Here is a 14558-nt window from a genome sequence, read left to right as displayed (position 1 = left end):
GGATCGAGCGGATCGGTAAAAGTTTCCCGGGGTTCCGTACCATCGAGGTCGATCACGATTGATCGCAGTTCGCGGCGCTCGCCGTGCGTGATGCTGCTGACGGTGCCGGTGCCAGGCGAGGTAAACAGCAGTGCCGGATCGTGCCGGTCACACATCACCGCCTGCCCAAGCCCTAGCCGGTCGCCGACGGCAACGCGCACTGCCATCCGTGTACCGGGATAGTCCGCACCCAGCAGCGCGACGCGACGAACCGCCGGCGAAGTCCCAGGCGTTGCGCCGGGGCCACCGGCAAGCACCAGGCTCATGCCGCGCCGCAAGCGGAACTCACGTGGGGTCGGGACATTGTCCGCGATCATCGCCATGGCTCATCTTGCTCGGAACGGCCATGTTACACATCGATACAAAGTGTTACCCCCCTGAAAGGAATCCCTTGTCGCCGGCATCTAGAGTACGTCCCATAGAGAAGCCAACCGGCTTGAGGAGACGAAGATGACAAACGAAGAAATTCTTGGCGGTTACGAGTTTGGCGACCTGCTGCTGTCCGTGACGGCGCTGCTGGTTACCCTGGTCGTTACCTGGCAGTTCCTGCTCTAGGCAGCAACCACACCGATCACCCGGGAGACCGCCGCGGCCCTTCCCCTTCCTCCGCCCCCCCTGGAGGTTATTGCCCGCGGTCCCCACGTGAAGCCCACCGCTCCACCCCCCTGGAGCCGGTGGGCACTTTTTTTTAGAAGCGCCACAACATGCCGATATTCGGCGCAAACCTGATCCAGTTGTCCACATCGCGGTTCAGCGTATAGACCCCGCCGCCCGTGTCGCGCACTGAATATTCGACACAGCAGGGGTTTTTCTGCAACAGCAGGTTGGTGAATTCGACGAAGGTCAGCAGTTCACTCTTGTCCAGGGCAAATGTGTAGGCAACACGCAGGTCTGCCGACTTGAAGGCGTCGAAACGCGTGGCGTTTCGTTCGCCGATCAGGACCGGCGGCACTTCGCCGGGCGGTGCCTCGCCCAGCATCACCGGCGTCGTCGGCCAGCCGGTGTGCCAGGTACCGGCCAGCGTCACTTCCAGCGGACCGCTGATCCAGTTGAGGCCGGCATTGAATGAATGGGTCTGATCCCAGCTGCGCGGCACGTCCACGCCGTCGATGTTGTCGTCTGCCTGCGACCAGGTGTAGCTCAGCCACCAGCCCCAGGGCCCGACGCCGCGCCGGTTGAGCAGCAGTTCCAGACCACGCACGGTCCCCGAGGTCGCGGCCACTTCGATGCGGTCGGTCTGGAGTTCGGGTATCAGCACCACCGGATCAAACTGGTTCTCGAAGCGCGGCTTCAGTTCGTCGTAGTCCTTGTAATAGGCCTCCAGCCGGATACGTATCCGGTTGGCCAGCTCATGCTCGGCGCTCAGGATCAGGTGATCGGCACGTTGTGCCGGGAAGAAAGTCTCCACGCCATCTTCGACCTGCAGCTCGTTGATGGCCTGCGCCTGATGGAAGCGGCCCCAGCTGGCCCGCAGCTGGGTACGTGCGTCGGGGTCGTAACGCAGATTCACGCGTGGACTGAGCTGCGTGCCGCCATCAACCTTGTCCCAGGTCTGATTGTCCCAGCGCATGCCGATTTCGCCGGTCAGCCGCTCGGTCATCCGCCACCGGCCGCTCAAGAATGCACCCATCTGAGTGCCGCCAGGTTGCAGGATTGACTGCCGCACCGTCAGGCCCGGTGGTGAATCCGGAAACGGGTTGCCTGCAGATACATCCAGGCTGCTGGCATACGAGTAGTGCGCGTCGAGCTGCCCCAGCTCCAGACCGTAACGAAACAGCAGCTGCTCATCGCCCTGCTGCAACTCCAGATTGAGGTTCGTCGCGGTAAAGCTGCGGTGATTGTGCACGAACCCGGAACGCTCACCGGGATCATCAACGGTTCCGTCACGGTCATTGTCTACATTCGTGTATGACAGTATTGCCTGGCCGGACAACCGTTCGGACCAGCGATGCCCGACCGTAGCCCAGATCCAGGCGCTCCGGTCGCCAACACTGGAATACTCGGTCTTCTCCGAGTTGTTCAACCTGATGTGGTCGTCGACGACCAGCAAATGCAGCGCACCGGTCGTGGCATCCGAAAAGTCGTATTCGACCTTCGAGAAAGAATCCAGATACCTCGGTTCGCCGAGATCACTGTTGGCGAGCTTGATCACGTCGGCAAGATTGCTGCGCCGCCCGGACAGCAGCCAGCGCCCGCGGGCATCGTCGAAGCTTCCACCGACCAGACCGTTGGTGTGATAAAGCGATGCGCCGATCGCGCGTATGCCCTCGGCCGGCGGCACGATCGAGCGCACGTCGATCACCGCACTCATGCGGTCACCGTAGTCCACCGGGAAGCCGCCGGCATAGACATCCATGGCGCCGACGATTTCCGCATCGAGCACGCTGACGGGACTGAAGAAGCTCTTCAGGTGGAAGGGCTCGGACAACGGCAGGCCGTCGAGCACAATGCGGGTTTCGTCTTCCTCGCCGCCACGGATATGCGCCAGGCCGGAAATTCCGTTGCTGGCTGCACCGGGCAGACGGTGTACCGCGCGCAGACTGTCGTCGGCGAGTTTGGGAAGGGTGCGCAACTCGTCCTGCACCAGCAGGGTACTGACACCGACATCTTCACGGGCCAGCACATAGCGGCTCGCCGTGACCACGATCGTGTCGAGCCGCGCCGCAGGTACACCCGCCGCTGCATCCCGCACGGGAAGGTCGTGATCCGCAGCCACCACGATCGACCAGACACCGGCGCCGACAGCCTGCAGCTTCAAACCGTGTGGTGCGAGGATTTCAGCGAGCAGGGCGATGCCCGTGGCCGCGGCAGGTTCCTGCTGCACACGCATCGCCGGCGACACGAGCTGATCGTTGTAGATCAGCGTCAGGCCTCGACCCTGCCATTCCTGCAACACCTCGCTGACTGGCCGGCCCGCGTAAGCCTCCGCGGCAGATGCTGGCGATGCAGACAGGAGAGCGAGGCCAGGACCGGCCACGACAAACAGGACAGAAAAGACTCGCAACAGGTGACGCAGAAACGGTTGCGACCGGAAATATCCAGACATGCTTGAGAGTGCCGCAGCCCCGGGGAAGGCGCGGTGATGTTAACACGATGAATATGCACTGCCCGGCGCGGACAACCAGGCAGTGCGCAGCGGAATATTTACCGGGGCGTGCGCGCCTTGATGGTGATCAGGCTTCGATCGGCCGTGTAGTCGAGTGGCGTGGTGGCCATCACCGCGGCCAGCGCGGCATCCGGTCGCAGGCCGGCGACAGAGCCACGCAACACGATCCCTGCCGCCGACGATTGAAGCTGTGGCGACGCGTATTCCAGCTGGCGGCCGGTCTCGCGCGAAACCCAGTCCAGAAAATCCGGCAGCGTGCGCTGCTCGATCGCAAAGGGCGGGGTCACTTCCTGCGTCCAGTCCCACAGGGCAGCGGTTCGCTCTATGGTCTCGCGCTGCATGCTGCCGTTGGCCTTCAGCAGCAGCTGTTCGCCGGCCTTTGCCTGTGTGGCCAGCCCGGTGCCCGATACTTCAACGAGGCCCTCGCGGACACTGACCACCATCGCGTCCGGCGCGATCCGCACTTCGTACTGCGTCCCCAGGTGCCGGGTACTGCCGTAGCGCGACTCGATGACCAGCGGATCAGCTGTGGCACTGCGCGGACCCGCATCCAGATAAACAGCACCGCGCCTGACGACGATCCGCTCGGGCGTCAGCAACGCGACACGGGTATCGGTATCCAGCCGCAGGGTGATGCCGTCACGCAATTTCACGGCGGCCCTTCCCTGCGGACCGGTGACGAGTCCCTGACCTGCCGTCAGCGTCTGCCGGACCGCAACCGGCTGCCAGTCGCTGCCGGAACCCGCCTCGACCGCGCCATCCACGCGACTCAGCGTGGCCAGTGGCATTGCTGGCGGATTGAGTAACGGCAGGGCAAACCAGGCACCGATCGCAGCCACCGCAATGCTCGCCGCCAGGGCCAGTACCGGCCAGCGTCGGGCCAGGGGCCGGGCAGTCGGCTGTACCTTCGGCTGCCGGGCGGCAACCACTGCCCGCCATTCGGCCTCAACCGCCGCGCGCACCTGCCGCGCCACCTGCGCCGGCGGTTCGGCCCGCGGGCCGACATCGCGCAACAGTGCCGCCAGCGAGGCTTCCTCGCCGGGCCGCATCTCCTCATCGTTTTCCTGCATCATGTTCATGGTCCCTGGAAACGAAGCTGTTCAGGACAGGCTCGCCAGTACATCCTGTGCCGCCGCACCGAACACCGATTCCAGCGCATCGCGAAAGGCCACCCGCGCGCGCGCCAGCAGCGACTGCGTCGCGATCGTACCGATACCGAGTTCGACACCTATCTCGTCCACCGACAGACCCTCGACATACTTCATCTCCAGCGCATCGCCATAGCGCGGCGGCAGCCGGTCGAGTACCGAGCGGATCAGGCGTCTCGTCTCGGTCTGGCTGTAGCGGCTGCCCGGTTCTTCCATCTCGGGCGCGGCGATCGCTTCGACCGCAGCCCTGAGTTCCGGGCTGTCCTCCATGAGCACGATCTTGTCGGCATGGCGGCGCTGGACCCGCAGCCAGTCCACCACTTCGTGCCGGCAGATCTGGCAGACCCAGGTAAACAGCGAGGCATCGCCACGAAAATCGGCCAGCTTGCGCATGGCCTTCACCAGCGTCGCCTGGACCACTTCCGCCGCCGCATCGGCATCGCCACCCAGACGCGGCAGTGCGAAACGATAGACGCGCGGGAAATAGCTGTCGAAGAAGGCGGTGAACGCACGCTCATCGCCCTTCAGCATCGCCGCTATGAGTTCTGTCGACTCCATCACATTCCGGTCGGGCATCTCGATTGCTGTCACGGACTTTGGACGAAGCGGCCGCCCGGAATCAATCGGTATCCCGGTCGTGTACCGATTGATAACACCAGTGGCCACCGTCAGAGGCTGCAGATCACAGTGTACCGGCAGCGCGGTCTGCCTGGATCAACCTATGTCAGGGATGGAAGACCTCGTAATGGAATACACGCCCACCCCGTTTGCCCTGCAGCAGGTGCCCCATGGCGCACCGGTCCGCGGCGAACTCGAGCGCTTTATCGCCACCGCCTTCAGGGACAGGCACGGCGCGCAGATCGGCTCGTTCATGCCCGATCTGCTCGGCATGCGCAATGTCACCGGTGAGCTGCGGGCCGCCGCCGGCTACCGAACCGCGCAGCAGGAGCGGTTGTTCCTTGAGCAATATCTGGACCAGCCGGTAGAAGCAGTGCTGGCGGCGAAACTCGCCCGACCGGTCGAACGCGCGCAGATCATCGAGATCGGCAATCTCGCCAGCAACGGCTGCCGGCAGGCACGGCATCTGGTCAGCTTGCTGCCGCCCTATCTGCTGGATCGCGGCTATACCTGGGCGGTGTTCACGGCGACCAGCCTGGTCAGAAGCGTGCTGGAAAGCGTTGGTGCCACACTGGTTGAACTGGCCGTCGCTGACAGTTCCAGAGTAACGATCGGCAACGACATGTGGGGCGCCTACTACCGCAATGATCCGCGCGTGATGGCCGGCTACCTGCCGGATGGACTGCATCTCTCGCCGCGGCATCGCGTCCGTCATTGATGATGACTCGGGCGGCAGCACCCGCAGCGGACCGGGTCGCCCTGGCCGATGGGCGACGGGCGATCACCTGTACCGAGCTCGGACCACTGGTCGATGCAGAGCAAGCCTGGCTGCGAAGTTCAGGTGGCAGCCGTTTCGCACTGCTGGCCGACAATGGTTGCGGCTGGGTGCTTGCTGACCTGGCCCTGCACCGGAGCGCTCTGCTCAATGTGCCCTTGCCGGGCTACTTCACTATCGGACAGCTGCACCATGTCATCAGTGATGCGGGTATCGACACGCTGCTCACCGACCAGCCGGAACGCGCGACTCAGCTCGCCACAGATTTTGTACCCGCCGGTATCTCCGCACAGACCGGCCTGCATCTCTTTCGCCGGCGTACCGGAACGACCGCGCAGCCGGTGCCGCCCGCGACCATCAAGATCACCTACACCTCCGGCAGCACTGCAGCACCGAAGGGCGTGTGTCTGTCGGCACAAAGTCTCGACGCTGTGGCCGCTTCGCTTGCGGCCGCCACTGCCGACTTCGGCCTGACACGACACCTGTGCCTGCTGCCGCTCGCCACCCTGCTGGAAAACATCGGCGGCGTCCATGCAGCGCTGCGGAGTAACGCGAGCTGCATCGTTCCCTCGCTGCAAACCACCGGCATGAGTTATGGCCACCTCGATCCGCGCAAGCTGCTTGCCGCGATCACGGCCCATGAGCCTTCCAGCCTGATTCTGGTTCCGGAACTGCTGCGCGTACTGGTAATGGCCGCCCAGCAGGGCTGGCAGCCGCCCGCGAGCCTGCGCTTCATCGCCGTCGGGGGCGCGAGCGTGGCACCGGAACTGCTGGCCAGCGCCGAACAGTGTGGTCTGCCAGTCTACGAAGGCTACGGGCTCAGCGAATGCGGCTCGGTGGTCTGCGTGAACACCGCGAGCGCGAACCGGCGCGGCAGTGTTGGCCGCCCCCTGCCCCATGTCCGCGTGCGCCTCGACGGACAGCAGCAGATCATGGTCAGCGGGCCGCTGATGTCGGGTTATCTGGGCGATGCAGAACGGCCAGATGCCGCGACGGGAGAACTCGCCACAGGCGACCTGGGCGAGATCGATGCGGACGGATTCGTCCATGTGCGCGGACGACTCAAGAACCTGATCATCACCAGCCTCGGCCGCAATATCTCGCCGGAATGGGTGGAACGCGAACTGCAGATGGAAGCTTCAATCGGCATGGCCGTGGTGTTTGGCGAGGCGAAACCGTATCTGAGCGCCCTGATCTGTGCGGCCGGCGCAGCAGACCACGCACGGATTGATGCCGCCGTGGCACGGGCAAATGCGCGCCTGCCCGACTACGCACAATTGCGTCGATGGGCAGTGGTCACCACGCCTTTCACTCTCGCAAACGGCCTGCTGACCGCCAATGGTCGGCCGCGACGGGCGCAGATTCTCGAACAGCATGGCCGCGTACTGGAATCCCTCTACCCGAAAGCAACCGAAACAGAGGCCGCCTTCTGATGAACGCCAGTCTGCGCGTCGCGCGCACCTCCTTCCACGATGAACTGCACAGGACCACGGCTGCCGACCGGGATTTTCTGCTCACGGCGCCGATCATCAGCACGGCATTCGCGGGTGAAATCAGCCGTGCGCAGTACCTCGCATTTCTGGTCCAGGCCTGGCACCACGTGCGTCATACCATCCCGCTGCTGATGGCGCTCGGCAGCCGCCTCCCCGACCGGCACGCCGCCCTGCGCAGCAACGTACTGCACTATCTGGAGGAGGAGACCGGTCATGACGACTGGATTCTCGACGACATCGAAGCGGCCGGCGGCGACCGGCACGCGGCAGTCCGCTCGGCACCCAATATCGAGACCGAAGCGATGGTCGCCTATGCATGGGACACGATCATGCGCCGCAACCCGATCAGCTTCTTTGGCATGGTGTTTGTCCTGGAAGGCAGCAGCGCGGCCCTGGCCCTGCGCGGTGCCGACGCCATCCAGATCGCGCTGGGCCTGCCCGACTCTGCATTCAGCTACCTGCGCAGTCACGGCACGCTTGACCAGCAGCACATCCAGGACCTCGCCAATATCCTCGACGGCCTCGGCGAGCCGGAGGACCGGGCCGCAGTGACAGCTTGTGCAAAAGCCATGTACTGGCTGTACGGTCAGATGTTTCGCAGCATCGACTGCAACGCCAGCCCGACCACATCGCCCGGAAGCAGCGGAGACTGAAGATGGATCTCAAGACAGCGCGCGTACTGCTCACCGGAGGTGCCGGCGGCATCGGCGGCGCGATAGCGGAGGCACTGCTGGCCAAGGGCGCCGCGGTGCTGCTGGTTGACATGAATGAAGCAGCGCTGCAACGCTTTGTCAGCGAGCGACTTGCCCGGTACGGCGACCGTGTGGCCAGTATCGCCGCCAACCTGACCCGGGCTGATGACCGGGGTCGCGTGTGCGAACAGGCGTGTACCTTCCGCGGCGGGATCAACGTACTGATCAACAATGCAGGCGTCAGCCACTTCCGGTTGCTCGACGAACAGTCGCCGGAAGCCATCGACCTGGCACTGGCTGTAAACCTGCAGGCGCCGATTCACCTGTGCCGCCTCCTGTTGCCACACCTGCGCCGGCAGAGTGCGGCACACATTCTCAACACCGGCTCGGTATTCGGCAGCATCGGTTATCCGGCATATGCCGTGTACTCGGCCACCAAGTTCGGCATGCGCGGGTTCAGTGAAGCACTGCGCCGGGAACTCGGCGACAGCACGGTACGCGTGCATTACCTCGCGCCGCGCGCGACCCGCACCGGCATCAACACCGCCGAGGTGGAGCAAATGAATGCGGAACTCGGCGTTGCCATGGACGCGGTTTCAACCGTGGCGACAGCTGCCTGCCGCATTCTCGAAAATGAATCGACGGAAACAGTGCTCGGCTGGCCGGAAAAGCTGTTTACCCGCATCAATGGCGTACTGCCGGGGCTGGTCGACAGGGCCATCGCGAAGCAACTCACTGTAATCCGGCGCTATGCCGGAATCGTACCGACAGCCAGGCCATCAGCCTGAGGAGGCCATCATGATGCACAAGACGAGTCGTCGGATTTTCAGCTGCCTGACCGCAGCACTGCTCAGCCTCAGCCTGACGGCACACGCCTTGCCCCCGACCTTTGATGCGGAACTGCGGGCCATTCAGACCGACTGGGCAACTGCCAACTACGCCACGCCCGAAGGAGAACGTGAGGCCGCATTCGACAAGCTGATCGTGCGCGCCGCCGCTTTCAGCAACCAGAACCCGCAGCGCGCCGAAGCACTGATCTGGGAAGGCATCGTGCTCAGCACTGCCGCTGGCGTTAAGGGAGGGCTCGGTGCGCTCAGCCTGGCAAAGAAATCGCGCGAGAAGCTCGAGGCAGCGCTGGCCATCGATGCCAATGCTCTCGATGGCTCGGCCTGGACCAGCCTCGGCACGCTCTATCACAAGGTACCGGGTTTTCCGATCGGCTTCGGCAGCGACAAGAAGGCTAGGGAGTATCTGCAGAAGGCGTTGCAGCTGAACCCGGACGGCATCGATCCGAACTACTTCTACGCCGAGTTCCTGTATGACGAGGACGACCATGCCGGCGCTCTGCAGTACCTGGAGAAAGCCCTGAAAGCGCCACCGCGCCCGGGCCGGGCCTCGGCCGATGAAGGCAGGCATCAGGACATCCAGAAGCTGATGACCAAAGTCCGCAAGGAACTCACCAGTTGATCGAATAGATCAGGTCGAGTGCCTGTTCTTCGCCGGAGCTGGCCTCGATGCTGAGACGACGGCCGATCTTGTAGGTGACCCTTACCGTGCCAAGACTGTCGAACACACCATAGCTGTAGCGGATATAGAGGTCTTCGCCGAGCTGCTCGCCCACGACGACAGCCGTACCACCGGTACTCGTCGTATCAAGCGCAATCTCGTCCACCCTCAGTGCTGAACCCAGCTGCTGCACAACCGGCAGCGCGCCGTTAAGCCCGAGACCCAGGGCGGTATTGGCCACCGTGTTTTGATCGCCCGTACCGGCAGCCGACAGCGGCCGGCCGGTGGTGAGATACGAGAGCGCATCCATCTCGCCCATCGCCGGCTCGGAGAATACGCGGGTCAGGATGCGCGACAGGGTGCCCGAGAGCAGCACGCCGACGGTGATGTCGCTGCCTTCGTATGTGACCGTACGACTGGCCTTCACGTCGAGGCCCGGATCAGTAACATCGCCGGCGAAGATCAGCGAGCCCCGGTCGATGCCGAGCTTCTGGCCGAAGGCCGCGAACTTGCCCTCCTCGAGTTTGATGACGCCGTTCCCGCTGATGCCGGTCTGGCCGGCGACCTGTGCCTGCGACAGGCTCATCTCTCCGGTCAGCCGGGTCTTGAGACCGAAGCCGTCGAAACTCACCTTCTCACCCAGCTGCACCCTGACGTTATCGAGTACGAACAATGGCGGCGCCCGATTGACGACCACCTCCTGGCGGCCGTGCACGACGGTGTCGGGTGAAGTCTGCACGGCACTCTCGCCGATCTCTTTCAGCCTGATCTCGGCGTGCGGCACCAGCACTGCACCGCTCACATGAAACTGCCGCTCACGCAGCGCCACGCGGATATCCGGTGAAACCTCGATCAGGCCGTCGGGCAGGTTGACCAGCTCGAAGATGCTGCCTTTGACGGCGAGACTGGCTTCGGGCAGCAGTCGATCGCGCCAGAGTACCGTGCCATCCACATCCACCATCCCCTTGCCGGAATGCGCGCCACCACTGATGACCGCTGCGCCGTCCGCACCACCAAGTATCGAGAGTGTGATCTGGTCCACCGAGATACCGGCCACGGGTACTGCAAGCGCGCCATCTTTCAGTTCAAGCCCGCCGCTGATGTCCGGCCGGCGCGCATTGCCGGAGAGTCCGGCACGCAGTTCGATACGCCCCTTGATGTCGCCGATATCGACGAAGCGCTCGATGACGGGACTGATTGGCGACAGATCCGGAATGCCGCCGCTGACGGTACCGCGGATCACCGGCTCGGCACCAAAGGGATCATGCACCTCGCCGCCAGCGGCAAGCGACAGGCCGAAGCCGGCGACAAGCCGGCCGGAGTAGCGGATCAATGTCTCGGTGGCATCCACCTCTGCCGTGAATTCATGGACCGGAACGGTAATATCGTCCTCGCCGCCACCCGCACGATAGATGAATGCGGCATCCTGCAACTCGCCTTGAAGGTGGCCGGTCAGTTTCGAGTCAAGTTGCCGGAAATCGAGATCGGCTTCCGCGGTTCCCTGCAAATCCACGTCTGCACTGAGGTAATGCGCGATGCTGGCCAGCGGAAAACGCCTGAGGCGGAGGCCACCAGCCAGGCCACGTGCATCGGAACGCGCATCCGACAGGCACAGCTCGGCGGGCGCAAAGCGCCAGCAGTGCGCGCTCAGGCTCAGGTCGGTACCGGCAAGACGCAGCACCGCTGCTTCGCTCAGCTTCCAGTGCTGGGAACCCGGCAGCATCACAAAGCCCTGCGTGAAGCTTTCCTGAAGGCCACCCTGCTTCAGGGCACCGCTGGCTTCGAGTCCGACCGTCACTTCGCCACCGGAAAGCGTGATGCGCAGGGTGTGGTCATCGAGTGCGCCGCCGGCAACAACATCGAGGTCACCGAGTTCCTGTTCAGCCACGGCAAGTCCGGCGGCAGTCAGCTCAAGCGCCAGCGTATCGCGCGCGCCAAGGCCGCCACGCGCACGCAGACTGTCCACACGCAAGGCCCCCAGACCCAGCCCTCTGCCGTCGAGTTCGAGCTCAAACTCCGGTTTCCCCGACGAGCCACCGAGCGTGCCCTTGCCATGCAGGTAACCTTCGAGGCCCGGCCGGAGCGTGGCCAGATCCGGTGCATCGATGCTGAAACGGCCGGACAATGCCGGCCCCCAGATGCCATCGATGTCCAGGCGGTTGTCGCCGGCCTGCACGCGCACCTCGTCGAAGGCATAACCGACTTCGGCATTGGCGACCGTGCCCGAGGCGCGGAACTGTCGCCCGAACAACGTGCCCTTCGCATCCCGGAGCAGAAATGAAAAGCTGCCGGCCGGATCGAAACCGAGCTGGCCATCGAAATCGATCTTCCCGGCCAGGCGGGCATCCACCGGACGCAGATCGATACGGCGCCCCTGCAGGGAAAACGCACCGCGCAGTCCGGCCACATGGTTGAGCAGCCCCTGACCAGTGACCGTGCCCTCGGGTCCGCTGAGACGCAGGCTATCGACACTGAACTGCCGGATATCACCGGCACCGGCAGCAGTCAGCTGCATTCGCGACCACGCACCGGGTGCGATACCGGCATCGAGCTGCGCCCTGAAGCCATCTGTCCAGCCGCGCAGTTGCAGCTGACCGCGATCGCTGACCACGATCCCGGCCGCACCCGTATCGCGGCTGATATTCCGCCAGCGCGCACCGGCGATCAATTCGGGGTTGTCGCCCAGCAGGCGCAGAATGCCGCCCACGCCCACTGGGTCCGGCATGCGCACGACCTGTTCAAAACGCAGCGCCGCCAGATCCCCGCTGACCGGTCCCTGTCCGGCCAGGTCCTGACCCGGAACGGACCAGCGCAACTCGGCACTGGTCGCAAAGGGCTCGCCGGTGCTGAAGGAACCCGCAGCAGACAGCTCGACGCCCTGGACCTGCAGCGCCAGCGAATTGAAACGGATCGTGCCATCGGCCAGCTCAGCTTGCAGACGCGCCGCGTGCAGGCTGACCGGATCACTTCCCTCGATGCGGATTTTCAGCTGACCGACTTCCAGACTGTCGGCGGCGATCACGACGGGCAGCAGCAGGGGCTTGACCGGCGTATCGGGTTCGTCGGCCGGACGCGGGCCGACCTCAACCAGCACCTCGGCGGCCCGCGCGGTTCGCAGTCGTAGGCGTCTGCGCAGCAGATCGGGCCAGAACACCGACAGCTCGGCCTGTGAGACCAGCACGCTGGTGCGCGTGACCCGGATTTCGACCCGGTCTGCCCGCATGCCGCGCAGCAGGCTGCCGTGCAAGCCGCTGACGCCGAGTACGCCATCTGTCTGTGCGGCAAGCGTGTTGATGAGCCAGCTGCTGCCGGCCGGGGTTGCGAGCACCCACAGGCAGAGCACGAGCACTGCCAGCAGCAGCGCCTCCAGTGCGGACAGCATCCGGCCGGCGAGCGTACCGATCACAGGTCCGGTCCCAGTGAAATATGAATACGCCAGGCGTCCGACGCATCGCTGTCGAGCGGAAAAGCGACATCGAAACGCACCGGCCCCAGCGGCGAGTACCAGCGGATCCCGGTACCGACACTGGTTTTCAGCGACATGGCGCGAAAGCTGTTGAAAGCGTTGCCGGAATCCGCGAACACGGCAGCCGACCAGTTGCCGTATACCTGCGCGTCGAACTCGATGCTGCCGACCAGCTTGTTGGCGCCGCCGACCACATTGCCGTCATCATCGGTGGGACCGAGCGACTTGTAGTCGTAGCCGCGCACACTGCCGTCGCCGCCAGCGAAGTAACGCACTGAAAACGGCAGATCGGAGAAGTCGTCCTTGATCGTCCAGCCCGCCTCCAGACGCGTCAGCAGACGGGCATTCGAACCGAGCGGCAGAATGAGCTTGCCGCCGGCTTCCATCTGCATGAACGCTGTATCAGAGCCAAGCAGTTCATCCGTGCCGCTGAGCTTCAGGTTCAGACGCCGCCCGCGCCGCGGCCGGCCGGTCAGCAGCAGCGGCTGCTCGGCCCAGCTGATGCCCGGCACGATGAGGTCGCTGTTGCCGCGATCGTCACCCACCCGGTAGTTTTCGTGGATGTAGTCGATAAAGCGCGTTTCGCGCCAGTTGCCGCGCCGACGTCTGCTCTGCTGCAGACCGACCCGGAACTCGGCGCTCCTGCTGTCTTCCGGGTTCTCGTACTTGTAGCCCATGTTGATGCTGAGCCACTCGTCCTGCCGTTTCCCGTCGGGCAGGCGATAGCTGACCGAAGCACCGCCGACCACCTTGGACACCTGGCTGTTGAACTCGACTTGATGGCCTTCTTCATTGCGACGCTGATTGCGGTAGTCGAGACGGAGTTTTGGACCGGTATCGGTGGCATAGCCAATACCGGTCGTCCAGGTGCGCGACTTGCTGGCCGTCAGTGCCACGCTGACCAGTACGTCGGGGGTCGGGCCGGGCCTCGGCGTGGTGCGCACTTCGACACCCTGAAAATAGCCGCTGGCGAGCAGAGCCGTATAGAGATCATTGATCCTGTCCGCATCGTAGGGCTCGCCCTCCGCGAACTCGACGAAGCGCCGGGCAAGATCCGGAGCGACAACGTCCTGGTCAAACTCGACGGGACCAAAGCGGTAGCGTGTACCCGAGGCATAGTCGATGCGGATATCCGCAGCCAGCTTCTCCGGATACACATCGATCGCACTGCTTGCGAATCGCCCGTCGAAATAGCCGCGGCGCCGGGCCAGGCCAGCCAGCGACACCTTGTACGCATCGTAGGCCCGCTGATTGAGCCCGTCGCCAACTTCGAAATCCGGCCGGGCATCCTTGCCGGACAGGATCCGGTCGTCTGCTCCGGGACCCGATACCGAAACTTTCAGGCTGCGGATCCTGACGCGCGGACCACGCTTGACCGTGAAAGTTGCCTGCCAGCAGCTTCCGTCACGACCGAGCGTCTTTTCAATGGTCGGCGCGTAATAGCCGTAGACCTCGAGTGCCTGACGGATTTCCGTATCGGCACGCCGGTACAGGCGTCGGACCCGCGCGTCCGACGCACTGCAGGATTCGCCGGCCAGTACGACCGTGGCGCGCACGACTTTTTCGGTGGTTCGGCTCAGGCCCTTGAACACCACCTCGGCCTGTCCCGGCAGGGACAGCAGCAGAAGCGGCAGGAGCGCGAGGCATCCCGGACGGCGGGACCTGGGCAGGAACATGCGGCAGGCTCGATACAGGTCGGGCATCAGTTCAGTACA

The 14558-nt window shown here is 64.2% G+C and carries 11 protein-coding genes; 5 read left to right on the top strand and 6 right to left on the bottom strand.

What is annotated here, in order from left to right; translation table 11 throughout:
- The 4 genes from H6979_12425 to H6979_12410 form a co-directional block, all read right to left on the bottom strand.
- The coding region (locus H6979_12425) for a hypothetical protein (GenBank protein ID MCP5140649.1) at positions 1-362 on the bottom strand (362 nt) is incomplete at its 3' end.
- A 365-nt stretch (positions 363-727) separates the two neighbouring features.
- Complete coding sequence (locus H6979_12420) at positions 728-3085, bottom strand: TonB-dependent receptor (GenBank protein ID MCP5140648.1); 2358 nt, start codon at positions 3083-3085, stop codon at positions 728-730.
- Between the two features lie 98 nt (positions 3086-3183).
- Positions 3184-4224 carry a FecR domain-containing protein gene (locus H6979_12415; GenBank protein MCP5140647.1) on the bottom strand — a complete coding sequence of 347 codons (1041 nt, stop codon included), beginning with the start codon at positions 4222-4224 and terminating at the stop codon, positions 3184-3186.
- A gap of 21 nt (positions 4225-4245) precedes the next feature.
- Positions 4246-4869 carry an RNA polymerase sigma factor gene (locus H6979_12410; GenBank protein ID MCP5140646.1) on the bottom strand — a complete coding sequence of 208 codons (624 nt, stop codon included), beginning with the start codon at positions 4867-4869 and terminating at the stop codon, positions 4246-4248.
- Between the two features lie 145 nt (positions 4870-5014).
- Here H6979_12410 and H6979_12405 point away from each other — a divergent pair, with 145 nt between their 5' ends.
- From H6979_12405 to H6979_12385, 5 genes are read left to right on the top strand one after another with little or no spacing between them, the layout of a single operon-like run.
- Positions 5015-5629, top strand: a complete 615-nt coding sequence (locus H6979_12405) for a thermostable hemolysin (protein ID MCP5140645.1) — start codon at positions 5015-5017, stop codon at positions 5627-5629.
- A complete protein-coding gene (locus H6979_12400; GenBank protein MCP5140644.1) occupies positions 5629-7119 on the top strand; it encodes an AMP-binding protein in 1491 nt (496 codons plus the stop codon). The genes H6979_12405 and H6979_12400 overlap by 1 nt, the downstream gene beginning before the upstream one ends.
- The gene (locus H6979_12395) at positions 7119-7832 is read left to right on the top strand and encodes an iron-containing redox enzyme family protein (GenBank protein ID MCP5140643.1); all 714 of its coding nucleotides are present in this window, start codon (positions 7119-7121) and stop codon (positions 7830-7832) included. Before H6979_12400 ends, H6979_12395 begins: the two co-directional genes overlap by 1 nt.
- Positions 7833-7834: 2 nt before the next feature.
- Positions 7835-8659: an SDR family oxidoreductase gene (locus H6979_12390; protein ID MCP5140642.1), complete on the top strand. Its 825-nt coding sequence runs from the start codon at positions 7835-7837 to the stop codon at positions 8657-8659.
- A 13-nt stretch (positions 8660-8672) separates the two neighbouring features.
- Positions 8673-9338: a hypothetical protein gene (locus H6979_12385; protein ID MCP5140641.1), complete on the top strand. Its 666-nt coding sequence runs from the start codon at positions 8673-8675 to the stop codon at positions 9336-9338.
- Here H6979_12385 and H6979_12380 read toward each other — a convergent pair.
- Both H6979_12380 and H6979_12375 read right to left on the bottom strand, forming a co-directional pair.
- A complete protein-coding gene (locus H6979_12380; GenBank protein MCP5140640.1) occupies positions 9328-12783 on the bottom strand; it encodes a translocation/assembly module TamB domain-containing protein in 3456 nt (1151 codons plus the stop codon). The two genes, H6979_12385 and H6979_12380, sit on opposite strands and share 11 nt — an antisense overlap.
- Complete coding sequence (locus tag H6979_12375) at positions 12780-14546, bottom strand: outer membrane protein assembly factor (GenBank protein ID MCP5140639.1); 1767 nt, start codon at positions 14544-14546, stop codon at positions 12780-12782. Before H6979_12375 ends, H6979_12380 begins: the two co-directional genes overlap by 4 nt.
- Between the last annotated feature and the right edge of the window lie 12 nt (positions 14547-14558).

It is taken from the genome of Chromatiales bacterium, assembly GCA_024234935.1.
Taxonomy (GTDB): Bacteria; Pseudomonadota; Gammaproteobacteria; order Steroidobacterales.
Note: the sequence above shows the minus strand (reverse complement) of the source record. Positions and strands in the feature narration are given on the sequence as shown.

Coding starts and splice junctions, on each gene's coding strand:
- H6979_12420 (MCP5140648.1), bottom strand. CDS start 3,085: ATGTCTGGATATTTCCGGTCGCAACCGTTTCTGCGTCACCTGTTGCGA.
- H6979_12415 (MCP5140647.1), bottom strand. CDS start 4,224: ATGAACATGATGCAGGAAAACGATGAGGAGATGCGGCCCGGCGAGGAA.
- H6979_12410 (MCP5140646.1), bottom strand. CDS start 4,869: ATGCCCGACCGGAATGTGATGGAGTCGACAGAACTCATAGCGGCGATG.
- H6979_12405 (MCP5140645.1), top strand. CDS start 5,015: ATGTCAGGGATGGAAGACCTCGTAATGGAATACACGCCCACCCCGTTT.
- H6979_12400 (MCP5140644.1), top strand. CDS start 5,629: ATGATGACTCGGGCGGCAGCACCCGCAGCGGACCGGGTCGCCCTGGCC.
- H6979_12395 (MCP5140643.1), top strand. CDS start 7,119: ATGAACGCCAGTCTGCGCGTCGCGCGCACCTCCTTCCACGATGAACTG.
- H6979_12390 (MCP5140642.1), top strand. CDS start 7,835: ATGGATCTCAAGACAGCGCGCGTACTGCTCACCGGAGGTGCCGGCGGC.
- H6979_12385 (MCP5140641.1), top strand. CDS start 8,673: ATGCACAAGACGAGTCGTCGGATTTTCAGCTGCCTGACCGCAGCACTG.
- H6979_12375 (MCP5140639.1), bottom strand. CDS start 14,546: ATGCCCGACCTGTATCGAGCCTGCCGCATGTTCCTGCCCAGGTCCCGC.